12 protein-coding genes are annotated in these 14,108 nt (G+C 66.7%); 4 read left to right on the forward strand and 8 right to left on the reverse strand.

What is annotated here, in order from left to right; translation table 11 throughout:
* Positions 1-562 (forward strand): SDR family NAD(P)-dependent oxidoreductase (locus tag IEX43_RS08810; protein ID WP_229666375.1); only part of this gene is annotated, 562 nt, incomplete at its 5' end.
* On the opposite strand, the gene IEX43_RS08815 is transcribed toward IEX43_RS08810, so the two are convergent.
* Entirely contained in the window at positions 512-1,621 is a 1,110-nt protein-coding gene (locus IEX43_RS08815; protein ID WP_188810247.1) for an FUSC family protein, read from the reverse strand. The two genes, IEX43_RS08810 and IEX43_RS08815, sit on opposite strands and share 51 nt — an antisense overlap.
* A gap of 232 nt (positions 1,622-1,853) precedes the next feature.
* Positions 1,854-3,470: an MFS transporter gene (locus tag IEX43_RS08820; RefSeq protein WP_188810249.1), complete on the reverse strand. Its 1,617-nt coding sequence runs from the start codon at positions 3,468-3,470 to the stop codon at positions 1,854-1,856.
* Between the two features lie 524 nt (positions 3,471-3,994).
* Here IEX43_RS08820 and IEX43_RS08825 point away from each other — a divergent pair.
* On the forward strand, positions 3,995-4,255 hold the full coding sequence (locus IEX43_RS08825; protein WP_188810251.1) for a hypothetical protein: 261 nt from the start codon (positions 3,995-3,997) through the stop codon (positions 4,253-4,255).
* Between the two features lie 112 nt (positions 4,256-4,367).
* Here IEX43_RS08825 and IEX43_RS08830 read toward each other — a convergent pair whose 3' ends face one another.
* Positions 4,368-6,821, reverse strand: coding sequence for an ATP-dependent DNA ligase (locus IEX43_RS08830; RefSeq protein ID WP_188810253.1), 2,454 nt, complete (start codon positions 6,819-6,821; stop codon positions 4,368-4,370).
* Positions 6,822-6,861: 40 nt separating this feature from the next.
* Here IEX43_RS08830 and ku point away from each other — a divergent pair, with 40 nt between their 5' ends.
* Both ku and IEX43_RS08840 read left to right on the forward strand, forming a co-directional pair.
* Positions 6,862-7,995, forward strand: coding sequence for a non-homologous end joining protein Ku (ku, locus tag IEX43_RS08835; protein WP_188810255.1), 1,134 nt, complete (start codon positions 6,862-6,864; stop codon positions 7,993-7,995).
* Between the two features lie 230 nt (positions 7,996-8,225).
* On the forward strand, positions 8,226-9,098 hold the full coding sequence (locus tag IEX43_RS08840) for a class I SAM-dependent methyltransferase (protein ID WP_188810257.1): 873 nt from the start codon (positions 8,226-8,228) through the stop codon (positions 9,096-9,098).
* A 154-nt stretch (positions 9,099-9,252) separates the two neighbouring features.
* Here IEX43_RS08840 and IEX43_RS08845 read toward each other — a convergent pair whose 3' ends face one another.
* From IEX43_RS08845 to IEX43_RS08865, 5 genes are all read right to left on the reverse strand, one after another.
* Positions 9,253-9,531 (reverse strand): HPr family phosphocarrier protein, encoded by a 279-nt coding sequence (locus tag IEX43_RS08845; protein ID WP_104185572.1) that lies wholly within the window; start codon positions 9,529-9,531, stop codon positions 9,253-9,255.
* Between the two features lie 61 nt (positions 9,532-9,592).
* Positions 9,593-11,662 (reverse strand): PTS fructose transporter subunit IIABC, encoded by a 2,070-nt coding sequence (locus tag IEX43_RS08850; RefSeq protein ID WP_188810259.1) that lies wholly within the window; start codon positions 11,660-11,662, stop codon positions 9,593-9,595.
* A 2-nt stretch (positions 11,663-11,664) separates the two neighbouring features.
* Positions 11,665-12,672 carry a 1-phosphofructokinase family hexose kinase gene (locus IEX43_RS08855; RefSeq protein ID WP_188810261.1) on the reverse strand — a complete coding sequence of 336 codons (1,008 nt, stop codon included), beginning with the start codon at positions 12,670-12,672 and terminating at the stop codon, positions 11,665-11,667.
* Positions 12,669-13,475 (reverse strand): DeoR/GlpR family DNA-binding transcription regulator, encoded by an 807-nt coding sequence (locus IEX43_RS08860; RefSeq protein ID WP_188810426.1) that lies wholly within the window; start codon positions 13,473-13,475, stop codon positions 12,669-12,671. Before IEX43_RS08860 ends, IEX43_RS08855 begins: the two co-directional genes overlap by 4 nt.
* A gap of 353 nt (positions 13,476-13,828) precedes the next feature.
* Complete coding sequence (locus IEX43_RS08865; protein ID WP_104185568.1) at positions 13,829-14,086, reverse strand: DUF6458 family protein; 258 nt, start codon at positions 14,084-14,086, stop codon at positions 13,829-13,831.
* Between the last annotated feature and the right edge of the window lie 22 nt (positions 14,087-14,108).

Genomic DNA, 14,108 nt, shown 5'->3' on the forward strand with positions numbered 1-14,108 from the left:
ACGCCTGTCCGATCCGCAGCGGCCGGTGGAAATCCTGGTGAACAACGCCGGGATCGGGCTGCTGCACAACTTCGAGGACAACCCCATCTCGGAGGAGAAAAAGCACCTGAAGCTGCACGGGGAAACGGCCATGGAGCTGACCCACGCAGCCTTGAAGGGGATGCTGGAGCGCCGCTCCGGCCGGATCATCAACGTGGCCAGCATTGCGGCCTTCCTCCCGCGGGGAACGTACTCTGCTGCCAAGGCCTGGCTGGTGAGTTTCAGCAGGTGGGCGAACCTCGCGTACGGCAGGCAGGGCATCAAGGTCACTGCCGTCTGCCCCGGCTTCACCCACACGGAGTTCCACGACCGGATGGGAATGGACAAGTCCGTGGCGCCGTCGTGGGCCTGGTTGCACGCCGGGCGGGTGGTGCGTGAGGGCCTGGCGGACAACGCGCGGGGCAGGGCAGTTTCCATCCCGTCCAGGCGATACAAGGTGGTGGCGGCCGTGGCACGGATCGCTCCGGCAAGGCTAGTGGCGGGGCCTGCGCGGAAGCCGAAGGATGCGCGCACGCCCCAGTAGGGCGGCCGGCGTCCGGGTCCCCGCCCGCCGGACAGCCACCACTACTGCGATCCCCACCAGCGCCCCCACCAGGGTCTCCACGCCGCGCTCCAGGATCAGGACCGCGGGATCAATGGGGTGGGCAAGCTGTGTCATCAGCAGGATCACGGGCGTAAAGGAAACCATGGCCAGGCCGTAGTGGCGGGTCATGAAGAGCTCGGTGGTGAACTGGAAGAGGATCACCAGGAGGGCCAGCACCACGGCCTGCCCGCCGGGGAAGAGGCCCGCCAGGGACCACGGAACGGGAAGGATGACGACGGCGGTCATCGCCAGCCCCAGGAACGTTCCCACGATGCGGTGGATGCCGCGCCGGACGCTGCTGGGGAGGTCAGCGCCCGCGAGCGGCACAGCAGCGGCCGCCATCGCCCAGTGCGGATGGCCGCTGCCGGTCAGGACGCCTGCGGTGCCGGCGGCGCCTACCGCCAGGATGTAGCGGGCGGCGTGCACCAGCAGCTCCCGGTGCCCGGCGGGGGTCACCCCGGGAGCAGCCCGGACGGCGCCGCGCTGCCAGGACCTCCGGCGGAACCAGCCGCCGAAACCCACCAGCATGGAAAACGCGGCGGAGCCCGCGGCGATGAGCATGGCAACCTGCCACGGCACCACCGTTGGTACCGAGGCGCAGGCGCCCAGTGCCAGGATCCCGAAAAACGGTCCGTTGGGCTTGAGCCGTACCCGGTCCGCAAAGACCGATCCGACGCCGGCCAGGGCGGCCTCCACGCCCACCAGCCACCACGAGTGGAGGTGGTTCACGGACAGGAACACGCCCACAGCCACGCCCGTGAGCAGGACGACGGCGGCCTGGGACTGGTGCCGGAGCCGCAGCTGATGCGTCTCGGACCGGCCGTACATGCCGGCCAGGGCACCAAAGACGGCGTAGATCATCAGGTCGGTGCGGCCCGCCGCCAGGAGCAGGAGCGATGGAACCGCCACGCTGAGGGCCACGCGCGCGGCGGCGAGATGGTCATTGTTGGCCGGCTCCAGCCGGTGGAGCGCGCGCACCTGCAGGAGGACGCGTTCCATGGCACCCACCTCCTGCTGCTTTCCTGACCGGCCATCTGGAAGTTACCACCGGCTGCCACAGCCGGTCATTTCCGGCAGGGGCCAGGGGACATGGGGCGTCATTGTGACTGGCACGCCAAAGGCCCGCCCAGCGTGCTTCCCCCAAGGAAACACGCGGGACGGGCCTTCTGAGCGGGGCTGCATGACGTGCCCCGGAAGGGTTGTGCCGCAGGCGGTGCCGCGGCAGGACCGGCTAGACGCCGGCAGCAACCTTCCCGGTGTCCCGTGAATCGGTGATGTCCTGTTCGTCGAACGGGAGTTCGTCCAGGTTGATCAGCGGGTTCTCGTCCTGCGTGGCAACAAGTTCGCGGGCCTCAGCCTGGGTATCCACGCTGGGCATGGATCCGGGCAGCGGACGCCGGGCTGACTCCTTCAGGAAGTAGATGGCAACAGCACCCACCAGCGAGGTTGCCATCAGGTAGTACGCGGGCATCATGTCGTTGCCCGTGGCGCCGATGAGGGCCGCGACGATGAACGGCGTGGTGCCGCCAAAGATCGCCACCGAGAAGTTGTAGGCAATGCCCATGGCTCCGTACCGGCTGGAGGTGGGGAACTGCGCCGGGAGGGCCGAGGCCAGGTTGGCAACGTAGAAGGTCACGGGGAACGCAATCAGCGCCAGGCCGGCCAGGGTGGACCAGATCTCACCGATGCCGATCAGCTGGAAGGCCGGAATGGCCAGGACCACCGTGCTGACTGCCCCGATCCACAGGACGGGCCTGCGGCCGATCCGGTCCGACAACTTTCCGGTGAGCGGAATGCAGAGGCTCATGACCACCAGCACGGGGATGGTCAGCAGGGTGCCGTGCACCGGATCGTAGCCCTTGGACTCGGTGAGGTAGGTGGGCATGTAGGACGTTAGGGCGTAGCCGGCAGTGTTGGCGGCGGCCACCAGGACCATGGCGACAATGATGGAGCGCCAGTAGGCCTTGACGATTCCCACCGGACCCTTGGCCGTTGCCTGGTCAGAAGCGGCAGCATTCTTCGCAAGGTCCTCCTGGGCATCCAGGGTGGCCTGGAACTGCGGGGATTCCTCGATCCTGCTCCGGAAGTAAACGGCGATCAGCCCCAGCGGGCCTGCGATCAGGAAGGGAATCCGCCAGCCCCATTCCTCCATGGCTGCCTGGCCGAGCGTCAGCTGCAGGACCGAGACGAGGGCGGCGCCGATGGCGAAGCCCATGTAGCTGCCCAGGTCCAGGAAGCTGGCAAAGAAGCCGCGGCGTTTGTCGGGGGAGTACTCGCTGACGAATGTCGTGGCGCCGGCGTACTCACCGCCGGTGGAGAAGCCCTGGATGATCTTCAGGAGCACCAGGAGCCCGGCGGCCCACAGCCCGATCTGCGCGTATCCGGGCAGGAGGCCGATGGCAAACGTGCTCGCTGCCATCAGCATCAGCGTGGCGGCAAGGACCTTCTGCCGGCCCATTTTGTCACCCAGCCAGCCGAAGATCACGCCGCCCAGGGGCCGGGCGATGAACGTGGCGGCGAAGGTACCCAGCAGGAACAAGGTCTGGGTGGTGGGATCGGACTCCGGAAGGAAGACCGGACCCATCGTGGTGATGAGGTAGCCGAACACGCCGACGTCGTACCACTCCATGGTGTTGCCCACGATGGTTCCGCCGAGGGCTTTCTTCAGCATGGGCTGGTCAACCACGTTGACGTCCGACTCCTTGAGCCGGCGCCGTGCGAGTATTTTTGGTTTCCGGGTATTCCTGGAAGCCGTCGGAGACGTCGCTCCAGGGGGTGCAGCTGGGTTGGTTCCGGAGGCGGTATTAAGGCCTGCGGAAGAGTCGTTCACGCTTCGGTCTGTGGGCATTTGGGCAACTCCTGTGGAGGTCATTTGCTTGCGACTTGTAGCTGCCCCGCTCTGGGCAGGCCTTCAATTTTACGCGAACGGCGCAGCGGACGGCCTTGTGATGCCGTAGGATCGGCCCTTTTCGGGGTCTTCCGGAAAGATGCAGCGGAGTTTCCCGGCCCCGCCGATTCCCTTGCCAGCACTGGGAAAGCCCGCCACGGGCGCACCCGCTGCCCAAGTATTTAAGTGGTATGCGCCACAGCGCCGCTTTTTGCGCCGGTTTGAGGGCTCATTGTGATGGGGGCCACGGCGTTTCCGGCCGGTCCGCGCAACCGGCGGGACGTCGTCGCCGGCCGTTTTCCGCCCCGGCAAAAAGGGGGGTTCACAGGTGCGCCGCGCCTCCCTAAGGTTGTGCCATGGGAACACTCTCTTTCATTTAGGCGGACGCCTGCGGCCCGCGCCCGGCCCGCCTCTCTTTCAGTCGTACAAGGCCCTGAGCGGCCACTCTTGGTAGCACTTCATTTCACCGCGGAAAGGAAGAACAAATGGCTGACGACAACATGGAAAAGCACATCCAACCGGAGGTGGCGAGCCACCTCGCCGAGGCAATGAACACCCCTGACATGCCTGGCGCGGAAGCACCGCTTGCCCCGATGGCGGGACCCGGGCAGCGCACCTGGCCGGACGGCAACGGAAAGCGGCGGCACCCGAAGGAGCGGGATGCAAGCCACGGCCGCATGGGGCAGGGGGCCGCAGTGACGGCCATCCACCGCACCAGCCGGCCGCAAATGCCCCACTCATCCTAGAAACCCATCCTCCGAGGATGCACACAAGGGCTGGGAACACCGGAAACCAGGTGTTCCCGGCCCTTTGAGCTGTACAGGACGTCTCCCCTGGGTCTGGTTCGCAGCCTCGGGCTCAGTCTTCGCGCACTACCTCCGACGGCTCCTTGTCCAGCCGCCAGCCGCGCCACACGGGGTGCCGGAGCCGCCCCGTCCCCGTCCACTCGCTGTACGTCACTTCGCCAACCAGTTCGGGCGAGATCCAGTGCGCATCAGCGGCATCCTCGCGCGGGACGTCCTGGAACGGCGAGGTTTTCCTGGCCAGGCGTTCAACCGTCTGGCGGAGCTCCGCCAGTTCCCGGGAGCTGAACCCGCTGCCCACCCGGCCGGCGTACTGCAACTTCCTGCCGTCCGGGATGCCCACCAGCAGGGAGCCCACGGTGTCCTCCCGGCCGCCCTTGCCGGGGCGCCAGCCGCCCACCACCACCTCCTGCGTCTGCTCCACTTTCAGTTTGGTCCAGGTGCGGGTCCGCTGCCCGCTCACGTAGCGGCTGTCCGTCCGCTTTGCCATCACCCCTTCCAGGCCCAGTTCCCGCGCGCTCTCCAGGATGTGTTCCACCTGTTCCTCCAGTACCGGGGAGAGCCCAATGGGGGAGTCGGACGGCGTGAAGAAGCCCTCCAGCCGTTCCCGGCGCGTGGCGAGCGGCAGCCGCCGGAGGTCCGTGCCGCCGTCGTTCAGGAGGTCGAACAACATCAGTTGAACGGGGATGGCAGTCCGGGCCCGTGCCACGTCCGCCGGACGGGTGAGCTTCATCCGTCCCTGGAGCAGGCCGAAGTCGGGCCGGCCGGACGGCCCGACGGCGATGATCTCGCCATCCGCCACGAACGGCTGGTCCGGCCAGCACTGCCTGTCGGCCAGTTCAGGGTAGGTCCGGGTGACGTCGTTTCCGTTGCGGCTGAAGATCCTGACTGCTTCTTCGTCGGCCACAAGGATGGCGCGCACCCCGTCCCACTTAAGTTCGAACTGCCAATTGCTGCCCTGCAGGGCAGCAACGTCGCCGGGGGTGGCCATCATGGGCCGGTAATCCTCGGGACCGGGTGCGGCGGACGTTCCCGCCTTGGTCAGCGTCCCGCCGTCTTCCTTTTCCGGTCCTGGAACTGAAGGACGGGGATGTGCCTGCCCCGGAACTGCCTGTTTCCGCCGACCGCCGTGGCGCTCCGGGTCCATCAGGTGGATGAGCCACTGCCCCTCTGGATCTTTTCCCTGGCCGCGGCCGGTGTGGATGAGCGCGAACTTCCTCGTTCCGCCCAGACCGCCTCCCTCCGAGCCGGTCAGGGTGGCGATGACTTCCCTGCCGTTGATCCACTTGTGCAGCTCATAGGTCCCGTGGTCCCAGATGGTGACCTCGCCGGCACCGTACTCGCCCTTGGGGATGGTCCCTTCGAAACCGGCGTAGTCAAGAGGATGGTCCTCGGTCTGGACAGCCAGGTGGTTCTTGCCGCTTGATTCCGGGACACCTTTTGGCAGCGCCCAGGACACCAGCACGCCCTCGTGCTCCAGCCGGAAGTCATAGTGCAGGCGGCTGGCGTGGTGCTCCTGGATCACGAATGTGTCCCCGCTGCCGGGAGCACCCGTGAAGGGCTCGGGGGTCTTGGCGGGATCGCGCATGGAGCGGTACTTGCCCAGGCGGGGGTCGCCGCCGGCGTGGACGACGACGGCGAACGGGTCCGTGCCGTCCTGCACCCGCGTCATGACCTCCTTGTAGTCCAGGTGCTTTAGTCCGGGTGAACTGATCTCCTCCCAGGTCCGGGGCGCAGCCACCATGGGCGTGGGGCGGCCGCGGAGGGAATAGGGCACGATGGTGGTTTTGGCCGCGTTATTCTGGCTCCAGTCCACCAGCACCTTGCCCTTGCGCAGGGCCTTTTTCATGTCGCTGACGGCCAGGTCCGGGTGGTCGGCTTCAAGGGCCCGCGCGAGCTCGCGGGCGAAGGCGGAGATCTGCTCCGAGGTTTGGGACCGGTCCAGGGCGGCGTACAGGTGGATGCCCTTGCTGCCACTCGTGACGGGGACCGGGTCCATGCCCACGTCCTGGAGGATGGTGCGGGCCAAGAGTGCCACTTCCACGCAGGCCTCCAGGCCTGCGCCTTCCCCGGGATCCAGGTCCAGGACCAGCCTGTCGGGGTTCAGCTGGCTCCCGTGCGAGTCCACCTGCCACTGGGGCACATGGATTTCCAGCGAGTTGATCTGGCCGAACCAGGTGAGCGTGGCGGGGTCGTTGACCATCGGGTAGTGGATGGTGCGGTCCTTGTGGGTGATGGCGGCCCGGGGGAGCCACCCCGGGGCCGAGTCCTCCAGGTTCTTCTGGAAGAACACTTCGCCGGGCTTGTCCGCGGTTCCTACGCCGTTCACCCACCGCTTCCTGGTGGCCGGCCTGTTGTACGCTGCGGGGACCAGGACGTGGGCCACGGCGGCGTAGTAGGCCAGGACGTCCGCCTTGGTGGTGCCGGTCTCCGGATAGATGACCTTGTCCAAGTTGGTGAGGGTCAGTTCCCGCCCGGCAACCCGGACACGGTCCTTAGCGGCAGGCATGGGGCTTCACCTGCGGCGTTGCGTGATGTTCACTTGATGAATGAGAGCCATTTGGAAGGGTGCCATCGCGTTCGGCCTGGTCAACGTGCCCGTGAAGGTCTACAGCGCCACTGAGGATCATGACATCAGTCTGCACCAGGTCCACAATGCGGACGGCGGCCGGATCCGCTATCAGCGCCGGTGCGAGGTCTGCAGCCAGGTCATTGATTACTCGGACATCGAGAAGGCCTTTGAGGAGGACGGCCGGACGGTGGTCCTGTCCAAAGACGAGCTCAAGGCCATTCCGGCCGAGAACAGCCACGAGATCGACGTGGTGCAGTTCGTTCCGTCGGAGCAGCTCGAGCCCATGATGTTCGAGAAGAGCTACTACCTGGAGCCGGACTCCAAGTCGCCCAAGGCCTACGTGCTGCTTCGCAGGGCGCTGGAGGACACGGACAGGGTGGCAATCGTCCAGTTCGCGCTGCGGGAGAAGACCCGGCTGGGCGCTTTGCGGATCAAGGACGATGTCCTGGTGCTCCAGTCCCTCCTCTGGCCGGACGAGGTGCGCGAGGCGAACTTCGCGTCCTTGGAGGCCGATGTCCGGATCAGCGCGCAGGAACGGGACATGTCCGCAGCGCTGGTGGAGTCCATGGCTGCGGATTTCGATCCCGCTTCCTTCACGGACGACTACCAGGTGCAGCTCCGCCAGCTCATCGAGGCGAAGCTGGAACAGGGCGAGTCGCTGGACACGGAGGAAACCTTTGGGGTGGAAGCCGGCGAGGGCAGTAAGGGCGAAGTCATCGACCTGATGGAGGCCTTGAAGCGGAGCCTCGACCGGAAACGCGGGTCCGGTTCGGCCGGCACCCCTGATGACGAGGCCGGCGGGGACTCCGGCGACGCCGCCGGGGACGGTGAAGAAGAAGCCAAGCCGGCGCGCAAGCGGTCCACGGCCGCCAAGCCCGCCGCATCCAAGTCCGATGCAGCCGAGTCCGCGGACAAACCTGCTGCCCGCAAAACCAGTGCCGCGAAATCGGCCGGGGACAAGGCTGGCGCCGCCAAGTCCTCGGAGGCCAAGGGCGCGGCAAGCAAGTCCGCGGCGTCCAAGTCCGCAGCAGCCAAGTCCACCGCCGAAAAACCTGCCGCGAAAACCGCCGCCGGCAAGGCTGCCGGCACGCGGGCGCGCAAGCCGGCGTGATGGAACGCTGACTGCGGTGCATGCTTCGTTGCTCGATGCCATGACTAAGAAACTACTAAGCTTGCTTGCTTTCCGGTAGCAGGCACCTGCTTAAGTAGCGGGGACCTGTTTAGTCCGGGTCCTTTACAGCGGCGCCCGGTGCGTCCACAATGAGTCGCATCACAGCCTCCGCTGTGGCCTCACAGCGTGCTGTCATTCACTCTGACCTGCCACCTGAGAGGGGCGCGGACATGAACGACCAGACCGGCACAGCCAAGGCGAACGGCCAGACGGATGCAGCGAAGGCGGACCGGGAACTCAAACAGAAGCACCGGGCCATGTGGGCCTCCGGCGACTACCCGGCGCTCGCAGATGAGATGCTCCTGGAACTGGGCGCCATCCTGGTGGAAGCCTGTGGCATCACATCCCGCCACAACGTGCTGGACGTTGCCGCCGGATCAGGCAACGCGGCCATTCCCGCGGCGATGATGGGGGCAAAGGTGGTGGCCAGCGATCTCACTCCTGAGCTTTTCGATGCCGGCCGCCGTGAGGCAGCCAACCGCGGAGTCAGCCTGGACTGGCAGGAGGCCGACGCGGAGGCCCTGCCCTTCGCTGACGCCGGGTTCGACGTCGTGATGTCCTGCCTCGGCGTCATGTTTGCTCCCCACCACCAGCAGGCGGCTGACGAACTCCTGAGGGTGTGCAAACCGGGCGGTACCATCGGACTACTCCACTGGACGCCGGAGGGATTCATCGGCAAGATGTTCGCCACCATGAAGCCCTTCGCCCCGCCGCCTCCCCCCGGCGCCCAGCCGGCTCCGCTGTGGGGAACCGAGGACCACGTCCGGGAACTGCTGGGGGACAGGATCACGGACACCGCAGCACGCAAGCAGACCCTGGCCGTGCGGAGCTTCCACCAGCCCGGCGACTTTGTCCGCTACTTCAAGTCCCACTACGGTCCCACCATCTCCGTCTACAAATACATCGGGGAGGACGCGGACAAAGTCAAAGCCCTGGACCAGGCACTGACGGAGCTGGCTGATTCCTTCGGTGATGCCCACGGCGACTCTCCCTTCCAGATGGAGTGGGAGTACCTGCTGTTCACGGCGAAGAAGGCCAAGTAGATCCCCCCAACCAGGTAGCAGCAAGTGTCGTTATGGACGTCCATAACGACACTTGCTGCTACCTACATGGGCAAGGGGAAGCTTAAAAGCCAGCGGCCGCCGTCGGGCGTTTCCCGGAAGGGAAGGCCCGACGGCGGCCGCTGAGGCTGGTGCGCTACTCGGCGTCGTGATCCGTTTCCAGGATCTGGACCAGGTGGTTCAGCGCATCGTCCGCGCCGTCGCCCTCTGCGCGGAGGACTACAACGTCGCCGTGCGAGGCGCCCAGGCTCATGAGGGACAGGATGCTGGCAGCATCCATGGCCTCGTCCGCCGGCTCGCCTTCACGGGCGATGGTGATGTCCAGGTCGTATTCTCCTGCGGCCTCGGCAAAGATGGCGGCGGGGCGGGCGTGCAGGCCTACTCGGCTGGCGACGGTTGCGGTGCGTTCTGGCATTGTTGCTCCTTTGTCTTGCGGCTTGCTGTAGGTCCAGTGCCGGATAGCTTGGTGGTCAGGGTCAGACCGTTGCGGGAACGGATTCCACGGTATCAGCGGTCTTGGGGGCTGCCCAGCGCTTCAGTGCCACCACGGCCAGGGCAGTGACGATGGTACCGGCAATGATCGAGAGGACGAACATCAGCACGTTGCCGATGGCGAAGAACACGAAGATGCCGCCGTGGGGTGCCTGCGATGTGACGCCGAAGGCCATGGTCAGCGCGCCGGTGAGGGCGCCGCCCAGCATGCTGGCAGGAATAACGCGCAGCGGATCGGCGGCAGCGAACGGGATGGCACCTTCGGAGATGAAGGATGCACCCAGCAGCCAGGCAGCCTTGCCGTTTTCGCGCTCAGCCAGGCTGAAGAGCTTCTTGTCCAGGACCGTGGCCAGGGCCATCGCCAGCGGCGGAACCATGCCCGCTGCCATAACGGTTGCCATGATCTGCCACGGTGCCTGGTTGTCGGCCGCGCCGGCGCTCAGGCCGGCCACGGCGAAGGCGTAGGCCACTTTGTTGACAGGGCCGCCGAGGTCGAAGCACATCATGAGGCCCAGGATGATGCCCAGGACGACGGCGGAGGCGCCGGTCATGCCGGACAGCCAGTTGTTCAGTGCTTCCGTGAGGCCGGCGATGGGTCCGCCGAGGACCAGGAACATCAGGCCGGAGGCGAAAATTGATGCGAGCAGCGGGATGATGACAACCGGCATCAGGCCGCGCAGCCAGCGGGGAACCGACCAGGTTCCGATCAGGTGTGCCATGTAGCCGGCCAGCAGGCCGCCCACGATGCCTCCCAGGAAGCCTGCACCCATGAAGCCGGAGACTGCACCGGCCACGAAGCCGGGGGCGATGCCCGGACGGTCGGCGATGGCGTAGGCGATGTAGCCGGCCAGCGCAGGGACCAGGAAGCCCATGGACAGGGCGCCGATCTTGAACAGCACGGCACCGAGGTAGATGGCGAGGCCGCCTTCGGGCAGGTTCCCGAAGTTGTTCTCCACCACCACGGTGTCCGCTACGTCGGTGATGTCGTAGCCACCCAGCAGGAAGCCGAGCGCAATCAGCAGGCCGCCGCCGGCGACGAACGGGATCATGTAGCTGACGCCGGTGAGCAGGGCCCGCTTCAGCTTCTGGCCGATGTGCTCGCCCTTCTCCTCCGCCTCGTGCTCTGCCTGTTCCTCGGCACCGAAGTGCGGGACCCGCCGGGCATTCGGGTTGTCCGCAGCGGCGAGCGCTTCCTGGACCATCTTGGCGGGTTCATCGATGCCGCGCTTGACGGGGGCGTTGATGACGGGCTTGCCGGCGAAGCGTTCCTTGCCGCGCACGTCAACGTCCACCGCGAAGATCACGGCGTCGGCAGCGGCGATCACGGCGGGGTCCAGCGGCTTGGCGCCGGAGGAACCCTGGGTTTCCACCTGCAGGTCGACGCCGGCCTCCTGGGCCGCGGCAACGAGGGAGTCAGCAGCCATGTAGGTGTGGGCGATGCCGGTGGGGCAGGCAGTGACAGCCACGAGGCGCCTGGGCCCGGAGGAGGCTGCCGGCGCGCCGGCGCCTGCCACCGCGGAAGCCCCGGCGGCGCCGGTGGCGCCACCGGCAGCAGCGGCGGCTGCAGCGTCTGAAGGAACTGCGGCTGCGTGGGCGGCGGGCTTGTCAGCCAGTGCGCCGTCCACCAGTTCCACGATCTCCTCGCGGGAGGAGGCGTTGCGCAGGGCAGCGGTGAAGTCCTTCTTGATCAGGGACCGGGCGAGCTTGGAGAGCAGCTTCAGGTGGGCCTGGTCTGCTCCGTCCGGGGCCGCGATGAAGAAAATCAGGTCCGCCGGGCCGTCCTTCGCGCCGAAGTCCACCTTGGGGTTCAGGCGGGCCATGGCCAGGGTGGGTTCCGTGACGGCGGCCGAGCGGCAGTGCGGGATGGCGATGCCGCCGGGGATGCCGGTGGCGGTTTTCTGTTCGCGGGCGAAGGCGTCGGCGAAGAGGCCTTCGACTTCTGTTGCGCGTCCGGCGGCAGCGACCTTGCTTGCCAGATGCCGGATCACCGCCTCGGGCGTGTTGCCCAGGTTCTGGTCGAGCTCGACCAGTTCCGTGGTGATGAGCTGAGTCACTGTCAATCCTTTCGAAGGGCCGTGATGGTTACGGCATCCGGGGTGGTTTGGTGTACTGCCGGAACTGTGGAACCGGGCAGGGAGGCGGCTGCGGCACCGTGGGCCACAGCCTGGCGAAGGCAGTCGGCCGGGGCGGCGCCCTGGCCGTGGGCGAGCAGGTAGCCGGCAAGCGCGGAATCCCCCGCGCCTACCGTGCTGACCGCGGCGACCGGCGGATGCGTGGCCAGCCACGCGCCGTCGGCCGTTACCAGGACAGCTCCCTTGGATCCGAGAGTTGCCAGCACAGCACCCACACCGGAACGCACGACGGCGGCAGCGGCTGCCGCGGCAGCCACCGGATCCGCTTCCAGTTCGTCAGCGGTGGCCGAGGCGAAGCCGGCTGCAGCAGCCAGTTCCGCCAGTTCTTCGGCGTTGGGTTTGAGGAGGTCCGGTTTCCCGGAACCAGTGGCGGTACCGTCAGCGCCGGCACCGTCTCCGGACATTGCCGCCGCGAGCGGGGCGCCGGAGGAGTCCACGGCGATGTGCGGGGCGCTGCCGTTTCCGGCTGCGCGGATCCGGCGGGCCACCGTGGCGTAGAAGTCTGCAGGGAACCCCGGCGGGAGTGAACCGGCCAGGACCACCCAGCTCGCACCGCGCGAGCTTTCCAGCAGCAGCTTGATGAGGGCTTCCTGCTGGTCCGCATCCAGGGCGGGCCCGGGTTCGTTGATCTTGGTGGTCACGCCGCCGGGCTCGGTGAGTGCGACGTTGGTGCGCAGCGGCTCATCGATGGGGAGCGATACGAACGGCACGCCGGTTTCGCGGAGTCCGGCGAGCACCGGATCACTGTCCGCGCCGGGAAGTACCGCTACGGATTCCAGGCCGGAGGCAACCAGTGCCCGGGAGACATTGACGCCCTTGCCTCCCGATTCCTGGCGGACGGAGACAGCACGCTGCACTTCGCCCCGTTCCAGGGGGCCGGGAAGCGCGACCGTGCGGTCCAGGCTTGGGTTGGCGGTGAAGGTGACTATCATGCGATCACCACGTCAACGCCGGCTTCTTCCAGGGCGGCTGCGAGTTCCGGGCCTGGTTCGCTGTCTGTAATCAAGGTATCCAGATCTTTCAGGGAGGCGAACTGGACCAAGGTTTCCGTGTCCAGCTTGGAGGAATCGGCCAGCACCACAATGCGGCGGGCCGAACGGACGAAGGCTGCCTTGACGGCGGCTTCTTCAGGATCGGGAGTGCTCAGGCCAAAGCTTGCGTGGATGCCGTTGGTGCCGATGAAGGCAATGTCAGGACGGAGCCTGCCGGCGGCCTCCACGGTTCCCTGGCCTACGGCAACCTGGGTGATGCCGCGTACCCGGCCGCCCAGGACGTCAAGGGCGATCCCGGGAACGCTGGACAGTTTGCCGGCGATGGGAACGGCGTGGGTGATGGCGACCAGTTCCGCCCGCGGTTCCGTTGCGTCGGAAGGTTCGACGGCGGCGCGGCGGGCGAGCATGTCGGCCAGGACTTCGGTGGTGGTTCCGCCGTCGATCAGGACGCTTCCCGCAGAGTTCCGCGGGATGAGGGCCAGGGCGGCCTCGGCGATGCGGATCTTTTGGTCGGGCCGTTGGATGGCGCGTTCGTTGACGCTTTCCTCGGTGGTACTGAACCGGTCGGCTGCAACGGCCCCGCCGTGGACCCGGCGGACGGTGCCGGCGCTTTCGAGGGTGGCAAGGTCGCGGCGGACGGTTTCGGTGGTGATGCGGAAGCGCTCGGCCAGGAGGGTCACGCTGACCCGGCCGCTGCCGGCAACAAGCTCGGCAATCTTTTGCTGGCGCTCCTCGGCGAACACGTACCCTCCGTTGCGTAAGTTCAGTTGGTGCGGTGGTCCTGCGGTGCCCACGTGCTGCGGTGTCCAGAGCCGCGTGACTGGCATCACATGATGTTGAGTTACTTGACTTTATCTTTGCTTATGTTGGTTTGTCAATGGAAACCCACACGAAACAAAATGAGCCCGCCGCTCCCCACTGGTACCAACGGGAGTTTTTGGGCAGATATGCAGGGTTGCCGGCCCGGGAACCCTGCATATCTGCCCAAAAACTCTCCGGGGGACGAAAAAGCCGGGCCCGACCGCAATGGTCCGGCCCGGCTCGTCGGGTTCATTCGTTGTCCAGTCAGGCAGCCAGGCCAGGACCTTCCCTGGTGCTACAGCCCGCCGTCGCGGCTTTCGTTCCGGGTGATGCGTTCGCCGGTGTTGGGATCCACTACCGACCGGGTCTCGCTGACGCGGCGGCTGCGGCCGGGCGAGGCGAGGATCAGGGAGGCAATGAGGCCGATGACGCCTACGGCCATCAGGATGTAGCCGATCAGGACCTGGTCCACGGCGGGGATGAGGCCCGGAGCCACCGCCCACGCGAGGATGGCGCCGAGGGCGATAAGGAAAATGGAAGATCCGATTCTCATGAGGTGCTCCTTGTTTGGGGGC

This window comes from Pseudarthrobacter polychromogenes, from assembly GCF_014644495.1.
Taxonomy (GTDB): domain Bacteria; phylum Actinomycetota; class Actinomycetes; order Actinomycetales; family Micrococcaceae; genus Arthrobacter; species Arthrobacter polychromogenes.

Excerpts from the sequence above, each read along its gene's own strand:
- IEX43_RS08815 (WP_188810247.1), bottom strand. The coding sequence starts at position 1,621 with ATGGAACGCGTCCTCCTGCAGGTGCGCGCGCTCCACCGGCTGGAGCCG.
- IEX43_RS08830 (WP_188810253.1), bottom strand. The coding sequence starts at position 6,821 with ATGCCTGCCGCTAAGGACCGTGTCCGGGTTGCCGGGCGGGAACTGACC.
- IEX43_RS08840 (WP_188810257.1), top strand. The coding sequence starts at position 8,226 with ATGAACGACCAGACCGGCACAGCCAAGGCGAACGGCCAGACGGATGCA.
- IEX43_RS08825 (WP_188810251.1), top strand. The coding sequence starts at position 3,995 with ATGGCTGACGACAACATGGAAAAGCACATCCAACCGGAGGTGGCGAGC.
- IEX43_RS08820 (WP_188810249.1), bottom strand. The coding sequence starts at position 3,470 with ATGCCCACAGACCGAAGCGTGAACGACTCTTCCGCAGGCCTTAATACC.
- IEX43_RS08845 (WP_104185572.1), bottom strand. The coding sequence starts at position 9,531 with ATGCCAGAACGCACCGCAACCGTCGCCAGCCGAGTAGGCCTGCACGCC.
- IEX43_RS08855 (WP_188810261.1), bottom strand. The coding sequence starts at position 12,672 with ATGATAGTCACCTTCACCGCCAACCCAAGCCTGGACCGCACGGTCGCG.
- ku (WP_188810255.1), top strand. The coding sequence starts at position 6,862 with ATGAGAGCCATTTGGAAGGGTGCCATCGCGTTCGGCCTGGTCAACGTG.
- IEX43_RS08865 (WP_104185568.1), bottom strand. The coding sequence starts at position 14,086 with ATGAGAATCGGATCTTCCATTTTCCTTATCGCCCTCGGCGCCATCCTC.